The sequence below is a fragment of the Paraburkholderia lebeckiae genome, from assembly GCF_050436225.1.
GTDB lineage: Bacteria > Pseudomonadota > Gammaproteobacteria > Burkholderiales > Burkholderiaceae > Paraburkholderia > Paraburkholderia tuberum.
On sequence record NZ_JBNDLU010000001.1, the window covers coordinates 1,315,569 to 1,330,754 of the forward strand.

11 protein-coding genes and 1 pseudogene are annotated in these 15,186 nt (G+C 62.5%); 5 read left to right on the forward strand and 7 right to left on the reverse strand.

Annotation, left to right across the window (positions count from 1 at the left end; genetic code table 11):
* Positions 1–27: 27 nt before the first annotated feature.
* Positions 28–2,607 carry an FtsX-like permease family protein gene (locus OKW45_RS06220; RefSeq protein WP_429466594.1) on the reverse strand — a complete coding sequence of 860 codons (2,580 nt, stop codon included), beginning with the start codon at positions 2,605–2,607 and terminating at the stop codon, positions 28–30.
* A complete protein-coding gene (locus OKW45_RS06225) occupies positions 2,597–3,328 on the reverse strand; it encodes an ABC transporter ATP-binding protein (protein WP_429443361.1) in 732 nt (243 codons plus the stop codon). The genes OKW45_RS06220 and OKW45_RS06225 overlap by 11 nt, the downstream gene beginning before the upstream one ends.
* A gap of 688 nt (positions 3,329–4,016) precedes the next feature.
* On the opposite strand from OKW45_RS06225, the gene OKW45_RS06230 reads away from it, so the two are divergent.
* The 5 genes from OKW45_RS06230 to cyoD all read left to right on the forward strand — a co-directional run bounded on the left by OKW45_RS06230 (position 4,017) and on the right by cyoD (position 9,831).
* The gene (locus tag OKW45_RS06230; protein WP_429466596.1) at positions 4,017–5,573 is read left to right on the forward strand and encodes an NADH-quinone oxidoreductase subunit M; all 1,557 of its coding nucleotides are present in this window, start codon (positions 4,017–4,019) and stop codon (positions 5,571–5,573) included.
* 392 nt (positions 5,574–5,965) lie between these two features.
* A complete protein-coding gene (cyoA, locus tag OKW45_RS06235; RefSeq protein WP_429466598.1) occupies positions 5,966–6,859 on the forward strand; it encodes a ubiquinol oxidase subunit II in 894 nt (297 codons plus the stop codon).
* A gap of 3 nt (positions 6,860–6,862) precedes the next feature.
* Entirely contained in the window at positions 6,863–8,884 is a 2,022-nt protein-coding gene (gene cyoB, locus OKW45_RS06240) for a cytochrome o ubiquinol oxidase subunit I (protein WP_429466600.1), read from the forward strand.
* Entirely contained in the window at positions 8,884–9,489 is a 606-nt protein-coding gene (gene cyoC, locus OKW45_RS06245) for a cytochrome o ubiquinol oxidase subunit III (RefSeq protein WP_018425052.1), read from the forward strand. The genes cyoB and cyoC overlap by 1 nt, the downstream gene beginning before the upstream one ends.
* The gene (gene cyoD / locus OKW45_RS06250) at positions 9,490–9,831 is read left to right on the forward strand and encodes a cytochrome o ubiquinol oxidase subunit IV (protein WP_184010081.1); all 342 of its coding nucleotides are present in this window, start codon (positions 9,490–9,492) and stop codon (positions 9,829–9,831) included.
* A gap of 127 nt (positions 9,832–9,958) precedes the next feature.
* Here the strand turns inward: cyoD and OKW45_RS06255 are convergent.
* The 5 genes and pseudogenes from OKW45_RS06255 to OKW45_RS06275 form a co-directional block, all read right to left on the reverse strand.
* Positions 9,959–10,399: pseudogene (locus OKW45_RS06255) on the reverse strand (capsular polysaccharide export protein, LipB/KpsS family); the annotation flags it as partial.
* Positions 10,324–10,578 (reverse strand): hypothetical protein, encoded by a 255-nt coding sequence (locus OKW45_RS06260; RefSeq protein ID WP_018425055.1) that lies wholly within the window; start codon positions 10,576–10,578, stop codon positions 10,324–10,326. The pseudogene OKW45_RS06255 and the gene OKW45_RS06260, both read right to left, overlap by 76 nt.
* 206 nt (positions 10,579–10,784) lie before the next feature.
* Complete coding sequence (locus OKW45_RS06265; protein ID WP_018425056.1) at positions 10,785–11,471, reverse strand: HAD family hydrolase; 687 nt, start codon at positions 11,469–11,471, stop codon at positions 10,785–10,787.
* 98 nt (positions 11,472–11,569) lie between these two features.
* Positions 11,570–13,015, reverse strand: coding sequence for a cytochrome-c peroxidase (locus tag OKW45_RS06270; RefSeq protein ID WP_429466603.1), 1,446 nt, complete (start codon positions 13,013–13,015; stop codon positions 11,570–11,572).
* A 163-nt stretch (positions 13,016–13,178) separates the two neighbouring features.
* Complete coding sequence (locus OKW45_RS06275; RefSeq protein ID WP_429466605.1) at positions 13,179–14,900, reverse strand: phospholipase C; 1,722 nt, start codon at positions 14,898–14,900, stop codon at positions 13,179–13,181.
* Positions 14,901–15,186 lie beyond the last annotated feature (286 nt).

Genomic DNA, 15,186 nt, shown 5'->3' on the forward strand with positions numbered 1-15,186 from the left:
TTTCCCACGCACGCCGCGCAGCTGGCATCACCAGTCCTCCTTCACCGCGCGCACTGCATCCACCGACACCGCGCCGCGTCCCGCGACCACCGCCGTCGTACACGACAGCACCAGCATTACCAACGCGACTGTGCCCAGCACGAACCACGGTACATGCAGCGACATGCTCCAGTGAAACGACTGTGGATTGACGACGAACACGAGAATCAGGCTGATCGCGAAACCAAGCGCGAAACCGAGCGCAATGCCGCATGCGGTGAGCAGACCGCCCTCCGAAGCGAGGATCGCGAGAATCTGCGCGCGCGTCACGCCGACGTGGCGCAACATCCCGAACTCGCGGGCGCGCGCGAGCGTCTGCGCGGAAAACGTCGCTGCGACGCCGAACAATCCGATCACGATCGCCACCGCCTCGAGCAGATACGTGACCGCGAAACTGCGATCGAAGATCACCAGCGTGCGCGCACGGATCTCGCCAGGTTGGGACAACTCGAGCGAAGCGCCGAACGGCAACGCCTTCAATCTTGCGACGACGCGTTCGACACTCACGCCCGGCTCGACGGTCACGGCGACATCGGTTGCGGTGGAGTCGCCGGTCAGCCGCCGATAATCGGCAAGCCGTATCTGGATCGCGCCGCTCTGCCGCGCGTAGTCGCGCCAGACGCCGGCTACGACGAACGTCTGGCCATGTTCGCCGAGCGACAACCGCACACGTTGACCTAGCTCATACCCATACAGATCGATCATTGCTTCGGAAACCCAAATAGGTATCGCGCCGGCGCGAAGCGCGGACGGCGGCAGCACCGCGCCGGTCATCTGCAGAGTCGCGCCCGGATCGGTCGCGTCGATTTCGCGGGCGAGCAGCGCGACGTCCGGGCGCGCGGGATCGAGCGTCAGATGTGTGATGCGCGCGAACGCGGCGTTGCCGATGCCGGGCACCGTCGCGATGCGCGTCTGTTCGTCGGGCCGCAAGCCGCCACTGTCGCCGCTATTGCCGCCCGACGCTACGCGCACATACAGATCGGCGGACAGCAGATGCGTGATCCAGTCGTCGACAGACACGCGGAAGCTGGCCACCATGATCGCCATCGCAACGATCAGCGCGAAGCTCGACAGCACGCCGCCCATCGCGATCGACGCCTGCCCCGGCGCATTCGCGAGACGCGCAATCGCGAGCGTGCCGGTCGCGCCCGCGCGGCGTCGCGTGCCGCGCGCGCGGCCTGCCGCGCCGAATATCAGCGCGGTCACGCGCGGCATCAGCGCAATGCCGCCGACGAGCAGCAACGCGACCGCCAGATAACCGGCGATCGGCGCATCGAACCACGGCGGCACGCGCGTCAGCGCGGCGGCCGCCAGCAAACAGCCGAACGCGGGCCACGGCGTCGCGAGCCGCGCCAATGCGCTTTCCTCGGCACCGGCCTTGAGTGCTGGGGCAGGCCGTGCGCGCGCCGCGTCGATGGCGGGCGCGACGCTGCCCAACACCGACACCGCGACCCCGAGCGCGAGAAACACCGCGCTCGCGAGCGGCTCGAAACCGACTCGCGGTTGCACGCCGGGAAAATAGCCGCCGCCGAGATCGCTGCCGAAGAAGCGCAGCGCACCGCTGGCCATCGCGTAGCCGAGCGCAAGTCCGCACAACGAGCCGAGCAACCCGAGCAGCGCGCCTTCAAGCAGGATCTGCCGCAATAGCTGAGCTCGCGTGAGCCCGAGCACGCGCAGCATCGCGAATTGCGATCGGCGTCGCACGACACCGAGTGCCTGAGTCGAAAACACGAGGAACGCGCCCGTGAACAGCGCGACCAGCGCGAGCACGTTCATGTTGATCCGGTAAGCACGCGACAGGCGATCGGTGCGGCTCTCAGTGTCGCGTGTCTCGGCGACTACCCATGTGCTGCCGAGCTGCTGTTGCAGATCGCGTTTGAAGCGTTTCCGATCGACGCCGCGTGCGAGTTGCACGTCAACGCGCGTCAGCTTGCCCACCTTGCCGAATCGCCATTGCGCGGCGGCGATGTCCATCACCGCGAGCCGTTGACCCGGCCGCGTGCGCACGAGCCCGCCCGCGACGCGCAGATGCAGGTCCGACGTACCGCTGCGTAGCGTGACGTGGTCGCCGGTCTTGACGTTCAGCCATTGCTGCGCGGCCGTCGACAGAAATATCGCATCGGAGGCGAGCGTGTCGAACGGGCGATCGGGCGAGGGCACGCCGATCAGATCGGGCGTGATCGACCTCGCCTTGAAGACGTCGATGCCGAGAACGGGCAGTGCACCGGTGCGGCCCGGCACCGCGACGTCGAGCGCGAGCACAGGACTCGCGAGCACCACGCCCGGTTCGTTGGCGAGTCGCGGATAGAGGGACTCGTCGACGAAAGGCTGCGCGCCGCGCACCTGCAGATCCGCTTCGCCCGACAGACTGCGCGCGGCCGCCGAGAATTCGTTGAAGGCGGCGCTGTTGATCAATTGCACCGCGTAGCCGAGCGCGACGCCTAGCGCGATCGTCGCGATGGCGACGAGTGCGCGTCCGCGATGACTGCGCCATTCCGCGACCATCAGCCAGCGCGCGAGAACACGATATCCCGGCGCGCGCGGCAGTGGACGAAGGTCAACGGCCATCGTGGGTCGAGCGGGCCGCGGCGTGCGCGACGTTCGCTGCCTTATCGCGCGCGCCATGCAAGTCGCCCTCGCTCAGGATCAACACGCGGTCGGCCACGGCGGCTGCGGCCTCGGAATGCGTGACCATGATCGTCGCCGCGCCGGTCGCCTTGCTTTGCGCGCGGAACAGGCCGAGCACGTCGCGCGCGGTGGCCGGGTCGAGGTTGCCGGTCGGTTCGTCGGCGAGAAGCAGCGTCGGACGATGCACGAGTGCGCGTGCAATGGCTACACGCTGCAACTCGCCGCCGGAGAGATCGCGCGGAAAGTCGTCGCCGCGTCCGCCGAGGCCGACCGCCGCGAGCATGTCGAGCGCGGCAGCCGTCGGTAGATCATTGAGCAGCAGTGGGAGCGCGACGTTCTGCGCGAGCGTCAGATGCGGCAGCACGTGAAACGCCTGGAACACGAAGCCGAGCTTCTGGCGCCGCAGTCGCGTCGCGGCGTTGTCGTCGAGTTGTTCGACCGGGCGTCCGTCGATTAGCACGCTGCCGCTATCGGCGCGGTCGAGCCCGGCGATCAGGTTGAGCAATGTCGACTTGCCGACGCCCGAGTCGCCCATGATCGCGACGAACTCGCCCGCTGCGAGTGTGAAGTCGAGCTGCGCGAGCACGATGCGGCCGGTGCCGTACCGCTTGCTGAGGCCGCGGCATTCGAGTGCGGGTACGACGTCGTCACGAAGCGCCATGCGAGGAGGTCCGGAAAAGGAGTCGGGCGAGGGGAGCCCGCTGCGCGAATTGAGTGTGCCTCGCCGCGCGAGTTTCTGCAGCAGTTCCCATGGAGCGGCGCTGGTCTGTGTAATGAAAATGGAAGATTCGCGCGCTTGGAGTGGAACAGTTTCAGCGCACCTTGATCGAGTGCGCGGCACCGCTAGCGACCTCCTCGCCGGTCCGATTAGACCGCCCGCGCAAAAAAATTTTTATCGCCGACGAGGCAAATTTGTGTTTGGTTGCTGCTCGTCCCAACCGTGGAAAAAGCACGCAGTCGCACGATCCGTTCCAGCCGGACCAGTCCCAATAACCAGCGAATGTCTAAAAGCGGCCAATCTCCGGGTAATTGCCAGCTTTTGCGGCCAAACTATCAAGGCCTGACGACGCCTTTGTAACTATGTGCAAGCGCACATTTCCATGCATTTTGCAAGCGCCCACCTCGCAACGATGTATTGTGGCGCGGATTTTGCCGCTGTTGCGATGCAAAATTATTCTTATCTTGGTAATCTCCCACCCTTGGTCAGTCGGCTGCGGGTAAACGTGTAGCGGGAAACCCCCTCCACGCGTCAACTTCAGGCGAACTACAACTTACATTTCCATTTCAAGGCCTGCTTGTTTCGGCGGGCGTTGACGCGGCGTTTTGTACTTCAAGTTTTGACAGAGCACATGCCATTGCCTCTCCTAAGTCTTCTCATCTGGATCCCCATCCTCGCCGGGTTCGTGGTTCTGCGCGCCGGGTCGGACGCGGCGCGTAATCGCACGCGCTGGCTCGCGCTGATCGGCGCGGTGGCGGGTTTCTTGCCGGTGATCCCGCTCGTGGCGGGTTTCCGTAACGACGTGAGCTCGATGCAGTTCGTCGAGAACGTCCGATGGTCGCCGACGTTCGATATCGCATGGCATGTGGGAATCGACGGGATTTCGCTGTGGCTCGTCGCGCTGACCGCGCTCACGACGATCATCATCGTGATCGCATCGTGGGAGTCGATCACGCAGCGCACCGCGCAGTACTTCGGCGCGTTCCTGATGCTGTCGGGCTTCATGCAGGGCGTGTTCACGTCCCTCGACGGCATGATGTTCTTCATTGCGTTCGAGGCGACGCTGATCCCGCTGTATCTGCTGATCGGCACCTACGGTCACAAGAACCGCACGTACGCGGCGGTGAAGTTCTTCTTCGTGTCGTTCCTCGGCTCGCTGATGATGCTGATGTCGCTGCTCTACCTGTATAGCCAGACGCACAGCTTCGACCTCGCCGTGTGGCGCGAAGCGCACCTCGACATGGTGCCGCAGGCGCTGATCTTCCTCGGCTTCCTTGCCGCGTTCGGCGTGAAGGTGCCGATGTGGCCGCTGCACACGTGGCTGCCCGACGTGCACCTCGACGGCCCGACGGGCGCCGCGGTGATGATTGGCATGCTGAAGATCGGCGGCTACGGTCTGCTGCGTTTCGCGCTGCCGATCGCGCCGCAAGCGAGCCATTTCTTCGCGCCGATGATGATCACGCTCTCGCTCGTCGCGGTGATCTATTCGAGCCTGCTCGCGCTCGTGCAGACCGACATGCGCCGACTGCTCGCGTATTCGACGGTCGCGCATATGGGCCTCGTCACGCTCGGTCTGTTCGTCTTCAACCGCTTCGGCCAGTCCGGCGCAATCGTGCAGATGATCTCGTACGGCGTGGTGTCCGGCGCGATGCTGTTGTGCACCGGCATGCTCTACGACCGCACAAAATCCGCGTCGATCGCCGAATACGGCGGCGTCGCCAACACGATGCCGCGCTTTGCCGGCTTCGTGATGCTGTTCTCGATGGCCAACATCGGTCTGCCGGGCACGTCGGGTTTCGTCGGCGAATTCATGGTGCTGATGGGCGCGATCCGCTTCAACTTCTGGATCGGGGCGATCGCCGCGACCACCCTGATCCTGAGCGCGGCCTACACACTGTGGATGTACAAGCGCGTGATTTTCGGTGCGATCGCCAACGCGCGCGTCGCGAAGCTGAAGGACCTCGGCAAGCGCGAGTTCGCGCTGCTCGGTGCGTTGGCGCTGCTGGTGCTCGCGATCGGACTCGATCCGAAGCCGTTCACCGATGCGATCGATCCGTCGGTCGGCACGCTGCTCGCGCAATCGGAACGCTCGGCGCTTCCTTCAGATTCCGTGCCGACGGAAGGCGGCGAGCATCTGCAGGCAGCGGCGCCCGGAGCGGCACCCGTCGCCGCGCACACTCCGGGTTAAAAGAACAGAGCGCAAGAGCCGTTGTTGCATCCACGCGTCAGGATGCGGCGACGCTTTTGCGCTTTTGCGCGTCGCTACTAGTCCCTTGATGAATGCATGAGTCGTGAGGTATGTCGGAATCGCCGCGCATTCAGCGATTTTTTAGTGCTTGTTCTTAAGGGACTTTGCGATGCGTCAACCTTTCGATGCTTCGTATCGGAGCGTCGCGAACGACGCTGGTGAATAGGGTGTGCGGGGAAATGCGGCAACGTGTCGCACTTCGTCTTGGCGCAATAGTTCGTTGCTGAATCGAGTGTTTACCGGACATTCGACGCCCACCTATTATGCGAGCGCTTATTAATGGAGAGCCGTCGAATGACGTTCGTTGAAGTCAAAAAAACGAGGCAGTTGAAATGAAAGGACGGACGCTTAGAAGGCCGGCAAGTTTCCTTTCCGCCAGCCTTATGTTGTTGCTTTCGGGTTGCAGCAACCTCGATATTCTGAATCCGAAGGGGAGTGTGGGACTCGCGGAGCGTGATCTGATCGCGACTTCGGTGTGGGCCATGCTGATCGTGGTGGTGCCGGTCATTCTGATGACACTGTTTTTCGCGTGGCGTTATCGCGCGTCGAACAGGAACGCCGACTACCAGCCAGGGTGGACGCATTCCACCGCGGTTGAAGTCGTCGTCTGGACGATTCCGACTTTGATCATTCTGTTCCTCGCCGTGTTGACGTGGCGGACGACGCATGAGCTCGATCCGTATCGCCCGCTCGAATCGCAGGTCAAGCCGATCAACGTCGAAGTCGTCGCGCTCGATTGGAAGTGGCTCTTCATCTATCCGGACCTCGGCATCGCTTCGGTGAACCAGCTCGCGATCCCGGTCGGTACACCGGTGAACTTCCGGATCACGTCGGACACGGTGATGAACTCGTTCTTCATCCCGCAGTTGGGCGGCCAGATCTATGCGATGGCGGGCATGCAAACGCGTCTGCACCTGATCGCCGATCACGCTGGCGACTACGCGGGTACTGCGGCGAACTTCAGCGGCAAGGGCTTTTCGGACATGAAGTTCCGCACGCTCGCCAGCTCGCCTGAAGACTTCAACGCGTGGGTCGCCAAGGTTCGCGCTTCGTCGGACCGTCTCGACATGGACCGCTATCACGCGGTGTCCGAGCCGAGCGAAAAGGACCCGGTGCGGTACTTTTCGACGGTCGATCCGAAGCTGTTCAACAACATCATCGCCCGCTACAACAACGGCAACGTCCTCGACAACATGAAGGACGCTAACTGTGCGCCTAAGGGGTAACGCATGTTCGGAAAACTAACGCTCGATGCGATCCCGTATCACGAGCCAATCATCGTTACGGCGGGCGCGGGGATGATCCTCGCTGCGCTGGCCGTGCTCGGCGCAATCACGTATTTCGGCAAATGGCGCTACTTGTGGTCCGAATGGTTGACCTCGGTCGACCACAAGAAGATCGGTGTCATGTATATCGTCATTGCCTTCGTCATGCTGCTGCGCGGCTTTGCCGACGCGATCATGATGCGTATGCAACTGGCGCTGTCGTACCTGGCCCCGGGCTTTTTGCCGCCGCATCACTACGACCAGATCTTCACCGCGCACGGCGTCATCATGATCTTCTTCATGGCGATGGCGTTCATGGTCGGTCTGATGAACCTCATCGTGCCCCTGCAGATCGGCGCACGCGACGTCGCGTTCCCGTTCATCAACTCGCTGAGCTTCTGGATGACGGCAATCAGCGCGATCCTGATCAACATCTCGCTGGTGATCGGTGAATTCGCGCAGACGGGCTGGCTCGCTTATCCGCCGCTGTCCGAATTGCAGTTCAGCCCCGGTGTCGGCGTCGACTACTACCTGTGGAGCTTGCAGCTCTCCGGTATCGGCACGTTGCTGACCGGGGTGAACTTCTTCGTGACCATCGTGAAGATGCGCGCGCCGGGCATGTCGTTCATGAAGATGCCGGTGTTCACGTGGACCGCGCTGTGCACCAACGTGCTGATCATGGCGTCGTTCCCGATCTTGACCGTCACGCTCGCGCTGCTCGGTCTGGACCGTTACCTCGGCATGCACTTCTTCACCAACGATGCCGGTGGCAACGCGATGCTGTACCTGAACCTGATCTGGGCATGGGGACACCCCGAGGTGTACATCCTGATCCTGCCGGCGTTCGGTATCTTCTCGGAAGTCGTCGCGACCTACGCGAAGAAGCCGCTGTTCGGCTACAAGACGATGGTGTGGGCGACCTGCGCGATCATGGTGCTGTCGTTCCTCGTGTGGTTGCACCACTTCTTCACGATGGGTTCCGGCGCGGACGTCAATGCGTTCTTCGGTATCGCGACGATGATCATCTCGATCCCGACCGGCGTCAAAGTGTTCAACTGGCTGTTCACGATCTACAAGGGCCGTCTGCAATTCACGACGCCGGTTTTGTGGACGATCGGCTTCATCATCACTTTCACGATCGGCGGTATGACCGGCGTGATGATGGCGATTCCGGGCGCGGACTTCATGCTGCACAACAGCCTGTTCCTGATCGCTCACTTCCATAACGTAATTATCGGTGGCGTGCTGTTCGGCTATCTGGCCGGCTTCAACTACTGGTTCCCGAAGGCGTTCGGCTTCAAGCTGAACGAGAAGCTCGGCAAGGCCGCGTTCTGGTTCTGGCAGATCGGCTTCTGGGTCGCGTTCACGCCGCTGTACGTGCTTGGTTTCATGGGCATGACGCGTCGTCTGAATCACTACGACAACCCGGCCTGGCATCCGTGGCTGATCGCCGCCGCGTTCGGCGCGGTGCTGATCGCAATCGGTATCGCTTGTCAGTTGCTGCAACTGGTCGTCAGCATCCGCGATCGCAACCTGAAGGAAAACCGCGACCTCACGGGCGATCCGTGGGACGGTCATACGCTGGAATGGGCGACGAGTTCGCCGCCGCCGGCTTATAACTTCGCGCATATCCCGGACGTTCGCTCGCTCGACGCGTTCACCGAAATGAAGTCGCGCAAGGGCGGTGTCAAAGTGCCGGCGTATCGCGACATTCACATGCCGTCGAATACGTCCGCGGGTCTGTTGGTGGGTCTGTTCTCGCTAGTGCTCGGTTTTGCTGGTGTGTGGCACATCTGGTGGCTTGCGATCGTTGGCGCGGTCGGCGCGATCGCCACCGTGATCATCTACAGCTTCATGGACAACGACGGCTATTACATTCCTGCCGACACTGTCGCGCTGATTGAGGACAAACGCAACGGCGGTGCTGGTGCCGTGGCCGGTGTCGGCGCAAGCGCCGGCAACCAGGTCGCGCTGGAGGTGGACTGATGTTACAGAAGACTATTGCGGTTGAGCCGCAACTCGCGCCGGACCACGTGCCGTCGCACTCGGTGTTCGGTTTCTGGCTGTACCTGATGACCGACTGCATCATTTTCGCGGCGCTGTTCGCGGTGTTCGCGGTGATGAGCCACCAGTTCGCGGGCGGTCCGAGCGGCAAGGACCTGTTCGAGATTCCGGGCGTCGCACTTGAAACGACGATGCTGCTGCTCTCGAGTATCACGTACGGCTTCGCGATGCTCGGCGCGCACAAGAACCGCAAGGGCGTGCTGCTCGGCTGGCTCGGCGTGACGTTCCTGCTGGGCCTCGCGTTCCTCGTGCTGGAAATGCGCGAGTTCTCGCACCTGATCGCCGAAGGCGCGGGTCCGAGCCGCAGCGCGTTCCTGTCGTCGTTCTTCACGCTGGTCGGCACGCACGGTCTGCACGTGACGTTCGGCCTGATCTGGATGGTCGTGCTGGCGCTGCAGGTGATGCGTCATCGCGACCTGACCGAACGCGACATGATCCGTCTGACGTGCCTGAGCCTTTTCTGGCACTTCCTCGACGTCGTGTGGATCGGCGTTTTCACCTTTGTCTATCTTGCGAGCGTGATCTAAATGGACCATAGTCATAGCGCCCATGGCGCACACTCGGAAGGCGGTCATGGCAGCTTCGGCAGCTATACGGCGGGCTTCGTGCTCTCCGTCATTCTGACCGTCGCGGCATTCGCGATCGTGATGACCGGCACGTTGACGGGCCAGAGCGCGTTGCTCGCGATCGCGGGTCTCGCGTTCGTGCAGATCCTCGTGCATCTGGTGTTCTTCCTGCACATGAACACGTCGTCGTCGCAGCGCTGGAATGTGACGGCGTTTGCGTTCACCGTGCTGACCGCTGTTATCGTGGTTGGCGGCACGTTGTGGGTGATGCATAACGTTAGTATGAATATGATGTCGCGGTAGGCGGATAACGCTTTAGCGCTGGCCTCGATAAAAAGCCCCGCAAGATCTCGATCTTGCGGGGCTTTTCTTTTGTCTGGACGGTTTGTTTTTTTACCATGCTCGTGGCGCGCGCTTTGGCTAGTGGGTAGCGCAGCAGCACGTCGAAGCCCGCGAGCGACGATAGCGCGTGAACTTCATCTGCCCCATCGACGAGCGACAGCAGGTCCGCTTCGGTATCGACGACGTCGGCGAGTTGCTGCGCGTCGATCAGACCATTTCGATTGCCTGATAGCACGTCGGGATGCGGTTTGTAGACGACGAATGCGTCGGGCCGCAGGCGGTGGACTTCGCGCAGCAGCGCATCGGCGGTGTCGATTGCGCGCGTGCCGAGGCGGATGGATGCATCGTCTGCGAATAAGAGCGTGAAACCTGCGATGCGGCCCGATCGTACCAACCCGGGCCGCAACCCATGCGTGATTGCGCCATGGTACGCAACGGCGCGAGGCCTCGTGCTTACAGCGGCACGATTTTGCCCGGCTCCGGATGGAAGACCGGAGTGTAGACCGGCCCGCAGCCGTAATGCACGGGCTGGCAGGGGTTGTAGGAGGGCGGGTTGTAGTACGACGGGCCGCGAACCGGCGGTTTTTCGCCGTAACACGAAGGCGGGTATTCGTGCGGGAAACACGAGTGGCCGCCGCGCACGGACTGTGCAGCTGCGTGATCGAGGTCGTCGCAGCGCGACAGGTCTGCAAGGGTCAAGTTCGACATGATGATTCTCCGGCAACGTTGGATGGGTATAGAGCGCGCGAATGCTTTACGCTCGGGCGTTCCAGTTGCACGCACCATGCCATGCGGCGGGATTCAATGTGTGCTGGCTCGAGCGCTGATCGACCGTATCTGCGCAGTCGAAAACTGATCGGCGTCGGCCAACTTGCGGCAAGCCGGTGTCGTTCAACCGCCAACACGTCGGTCGATCAGCGCGTGCCCCATCCGGCGAGCAACGCCGGTAGCTCGGCCATCTCCCTGAACACGTGCACCGCGCCCGCGCCATGCAACGCGGTCGCGCTGCTATGGCCGAGGTGCGTCGGGCAATAGCCGAATACCGTCGCGCCGGCCGCGACGCCCGCGGTCGCGCCCGTCACCGTATCCTCGATGACCGCACAGCGTGTCGGCTCGACGCCGAGTCCCGCGGCCGCGGCGAGGTAGACGTCGGGAAACGGCTTGCTGCGCGGCGTTTCGTGGCCGCTGAAGATGCGTCCGTCGAAGCAGTCGAGGATGCCGGCCTTCACGAGCTGCAATTCGATCTTGATGCGATCCGCGCCCGACGCCACCGCGATGCGTCCATTCAACGTCTGCTGCAGCGCGCGGACCGCGAAAGGCGCGCCGTCGATCGCGCGCAACTCATTGTCGAGCGCCACGTTGCGACGTGCGCGGAACTGCGCCAGCCATTCGGCCGTGATCGCGAAGCCGGTGCGCGCCTCGATCAACGCGGCTTCGTCCCTGACCGTCTTGCCGACAAAAATGCGCATCGTCTCTTCGACGCTCAAATGCCAGCCGAGCTCGCCTAGCATCTCGGTGAGCACGCGGTTCGTGATGGGTTCGGAATCGACGAGCACGCCGTCGCAGTCGAAGAGCACGGCGTCGAAAGGAAAATCGGACATCGGGGAGGGTAGGGATAAGGTCGCGGACCGGCAAGGATACCGCACCGTGCCGCGTGCCGCAGCCTGGAAGCTGCAGCGGCGGCGTCCAGCGCGGCTGCTCAGTCCTTGTACCCGTCGCTCAGCGTCCTCATGAACGCGATGATGTCCTGGATGTCCTGATCGGTCATCGCGGGCTGGTCGCCGAACTTGCGGTCGAACGGCGCATCGGCGACATCCACGTTCGCATGGTATTGCGGCGGCAGATCGTCGTACTTCTGCACCTTGCCCGACGCATCGCGCGGATAGATTCTGTCCGGCGACGTATTGCGCAGGTTGTAGAAGTCCAGCACCTGCTTGAGGTCGTGATACACGCCATTGTGGAAGAACGTCTTGCGTTCGGCGGCATTGCGCAGTGTCGGCGTCAGGAACATGCCGCAATACTGCGTCTGCCTGGCCATGTCGGTCCGGAATGGCCCACAAATGCCCATGTCGTAGAACTTCGGATTCCTGTTCTGCGCAAGTTCGCGATTGCGCGGCACGCCGAGCGCTTCATACTGCGTGTCGGTAAAAAGAGGTGGAAGGCCGTCCGACGTCGGCTGGCTCAGGTGGCAACCCGCGCAATTGGCCTTGTCCTTGTCGTTGAACAGACGCAAGCCACGTAGTTCGGCTTGCGTGAGGCGTGCACGTCCTTCGAGCCAGGCGTCGTATTTGCTCGAGAATGGATGGAACTCTGGGTCTTCGAATTCATACCGACCAATCGCGAACATGGCTTCCGACACGAGCAGATCGGGATCGTTGACGACGTGCGGACCGAAAAGTTGTCTGAGCGTATCGATGTGCTTCGAGTGCCTTAGCTTGTCGGCAACCGAAGCCAGATCGGGGTTCGCCATCTCGACCGGGTTGGTCAGCGGCCCAAGCGCCTGGTCCTGCAGCGTGCTTGCCCGGCCGTCCCAGAAGAGTCCCCCTTGCGGCACCATAGCCGGCGCGGCAGGCGCAACGCCCGCGGTTTTCTGGGCGCGCTGCACGCCTAGCGCGGCCGATGCCTGAGTATCGAGGCTGACCGGTGCGGCGTCGGTATCGCCCTGATCGGGACCGATGCTAAACGGCGCCTGGCGATACAGGTATGCGAGCGATGGCACCGGCCGATAGCCCGCTTCCGTCATGTGAAGGCCGCCTGGTTGTACCGTCAGGTCGTTGGGAGGCGAGAAAGCGTGCGCGGCGCTGTGGCACGACGCGCACGACTGTTTGCCCGACGCCGAAAGCGACGGATCATTGAACAGGTCCCTGCCGAGTACCGCGACCGCGCTAAGGGGCGCGACGGGGGGACGCAGGAGCTTGACCGGATGGGCGTTGAGGCCCGTCAGATTCTCGACCGTATCGCCGATCGCCGCGGGCATACGCTCGGGATAGATCAGCGCGTAGCCAACCAGAGCGGCGCCCAGGAGCACGATGCCCAGCACTATCCGGAGGATCAGGCGACGCCGCGTGCTGCTCGCAGCGCGAAGGGACGGGCCGCTTCCGGTGGGTAGTTGCGAAGACAAGGTGGCGTTCGAACGACGATTCATGGCGATAGCGGTAGTCAAGCTGAACTGCAAACAAGCACGTCGAGCCACCGTACCGGCTGGCTCGACGTCATCACTGATTGACGGGCATCAACAGCTCCGTTCCCTGAACGTCGCACCGCGTACTTCTCTGTGCGGCAGAACGGACGGATAAACGGGTGGCTCCTTAGTTCGTTGCAGGAGGAGCCGACAGCTTGGTGCCAAGGTTCGTGTCGAGGTACAACGCCGGCGTTTTGCCACCGTTGGTGAAGTCGAACAGCGACGTGATGCTCCCCGTCGTCGCATCGTGCGAGCCGTTGCCGATGCGGGTGCCGCCGAGCCAGTTGTCTTCGATGAACCTGACAACCGAAGCCTGAGTGATCGCCGTGTGGTCAACGTAGTTGCTACGTGCGTACGGCGAGATCACCAGAAGCGGAACACGCGTTCCCGGGCCGCAACGGCCGTTGACAGCCGCGCCTGTCACGCCGACGCCTTGCTTCGCGCCCGTTGCGTTGCAGGCGCCGCCGTTCAGTTGGTCGGCGGTGGCGTCAAACGACGAAGTCGTCGGCGTCGCATATGCGTGGTCGTACCAGCCATCCGAATCGTCGTACGTGATGATGATGGCGGTGTTCTTCCAGTCCGGCTGTTGTTGCAGGAAGTTGACGACCTTCGTGACGAACGCCTGCTCGTCGATCGGATCCGAGTTGCCCGGGTGCGCATCGCCGACGGCCGGTGCCTTCAGGTAGCTGACCGACGGGAAGTTGCCCGCCGAGACGGCCGTGAAGAAGTCGTTGACGTCGTATTGATGGTGCACCGGCGTAGCCGTCGAATCGAGCGGGTCGGTCTGTCCAATCAGCGCGGTCGACGTCGGGCGCGTGTGCGCCAGGTTGGCCGTCGTAGCGTAGTACTGGAACCAGTTGTGGTGAGGTATGTAGTCCGTCTTCGTTGCGCCGAGGACCGACGAGTAGGTACTGCGCTTGCACGCCGTGGTGCCGTTCGAGTTGGTGGCGCTCAGGTCGAAGCCGCCCATGAAGCCGCCCCACGTAATGCCTTTCGCGTTGAGGAGGTCACCGATGTTTTTGTTATTCGAGCTCAGCGTGGCCTGGCCGCTCGACGTCGAGGTGTTGCACACGTCCCCGGTCGGGTCGGAATCGCCGTTCATCGTGAAGCTGCCCGCGCCGTCGGCAATCACGTTGTCGCCTTGAGCGGCACCGTTCGCAGGAATAGCGCCGTTGGTCTGGCCGGAAACCACCTCGAGCGCGCCCGGTGTCGACGGACCGTACGTGTCGGTGTACATGTTGTCGCTCATCGCGAAGTTCTGCGCGTAATTCCACAGCGCGGTGACCGTGTTGCCGTCGAAATAGCCCATCACGAGACCCGGCGTGCCGAACGTCGAACCGCTGCCGGCGCTGTTGTTACCCGTGTACTTGGGGAACAGGTCCGCCGCGCCATTGTCGTAGGCGAGTTGTTCCTTCATGTAGTCGTGCGACTGGCCGTTGGTATTGGCCTGGCTGCGGTCGAGGCGGAACGGATTGATGCCGCTGCCTGCGGAGGCCGCGTTGTTCGCCGTGTTCAGGAAGTTCGGGTTGCTCGTCAGAAGCGAATTCTGATTCAGATTGTTGATCTGGGCCGGCGTGTTCGCCGCCGTGAACGCCGGTTCACCGACCGGGTTCTGCGCGTTCGGATAGGTGCCGAAGTAGTGATCGAAAGAACGATTCTCACCGAAGATCACGACGAGGTGCTTGATCGGCGTTGCCGTGGTCAACGCGTCCTGGGCGGATACGGTAGCAACCGGTGCGGAGGCGGGCGCGGATGCAGTCGAAGGAGAGCTGACGCTGCTGTTTCCGCATGCGCTCAGCACGAACAGTGCGGCGGCAAACGGAATGGGCAAAAGGGCTTTACGAAACATTCTTTGGTGGCTCCACATTCGCGGTCCAGCCCTTCCATCGATAGGTGTGAACGGTGCTGGAAATTGTTGTTAGAAGCGTAACGGCCGACGCCATTGATTGCAGCCCGTGCATTGGACCATCAAAAAGTGAAAATTTTCGGGCAATACGCCGACTATTGCCTTTCGTGAGCCCGACTGTATTCGTGCTTTTTTGCCAATAGCGCGACGGATTTCTTCCGCTGCCGCGTTCAAGTAGAAACGGGGCCGTCCTGGGCGCCGACTTGTTCCAGCTTTGAAGGGAGAAATC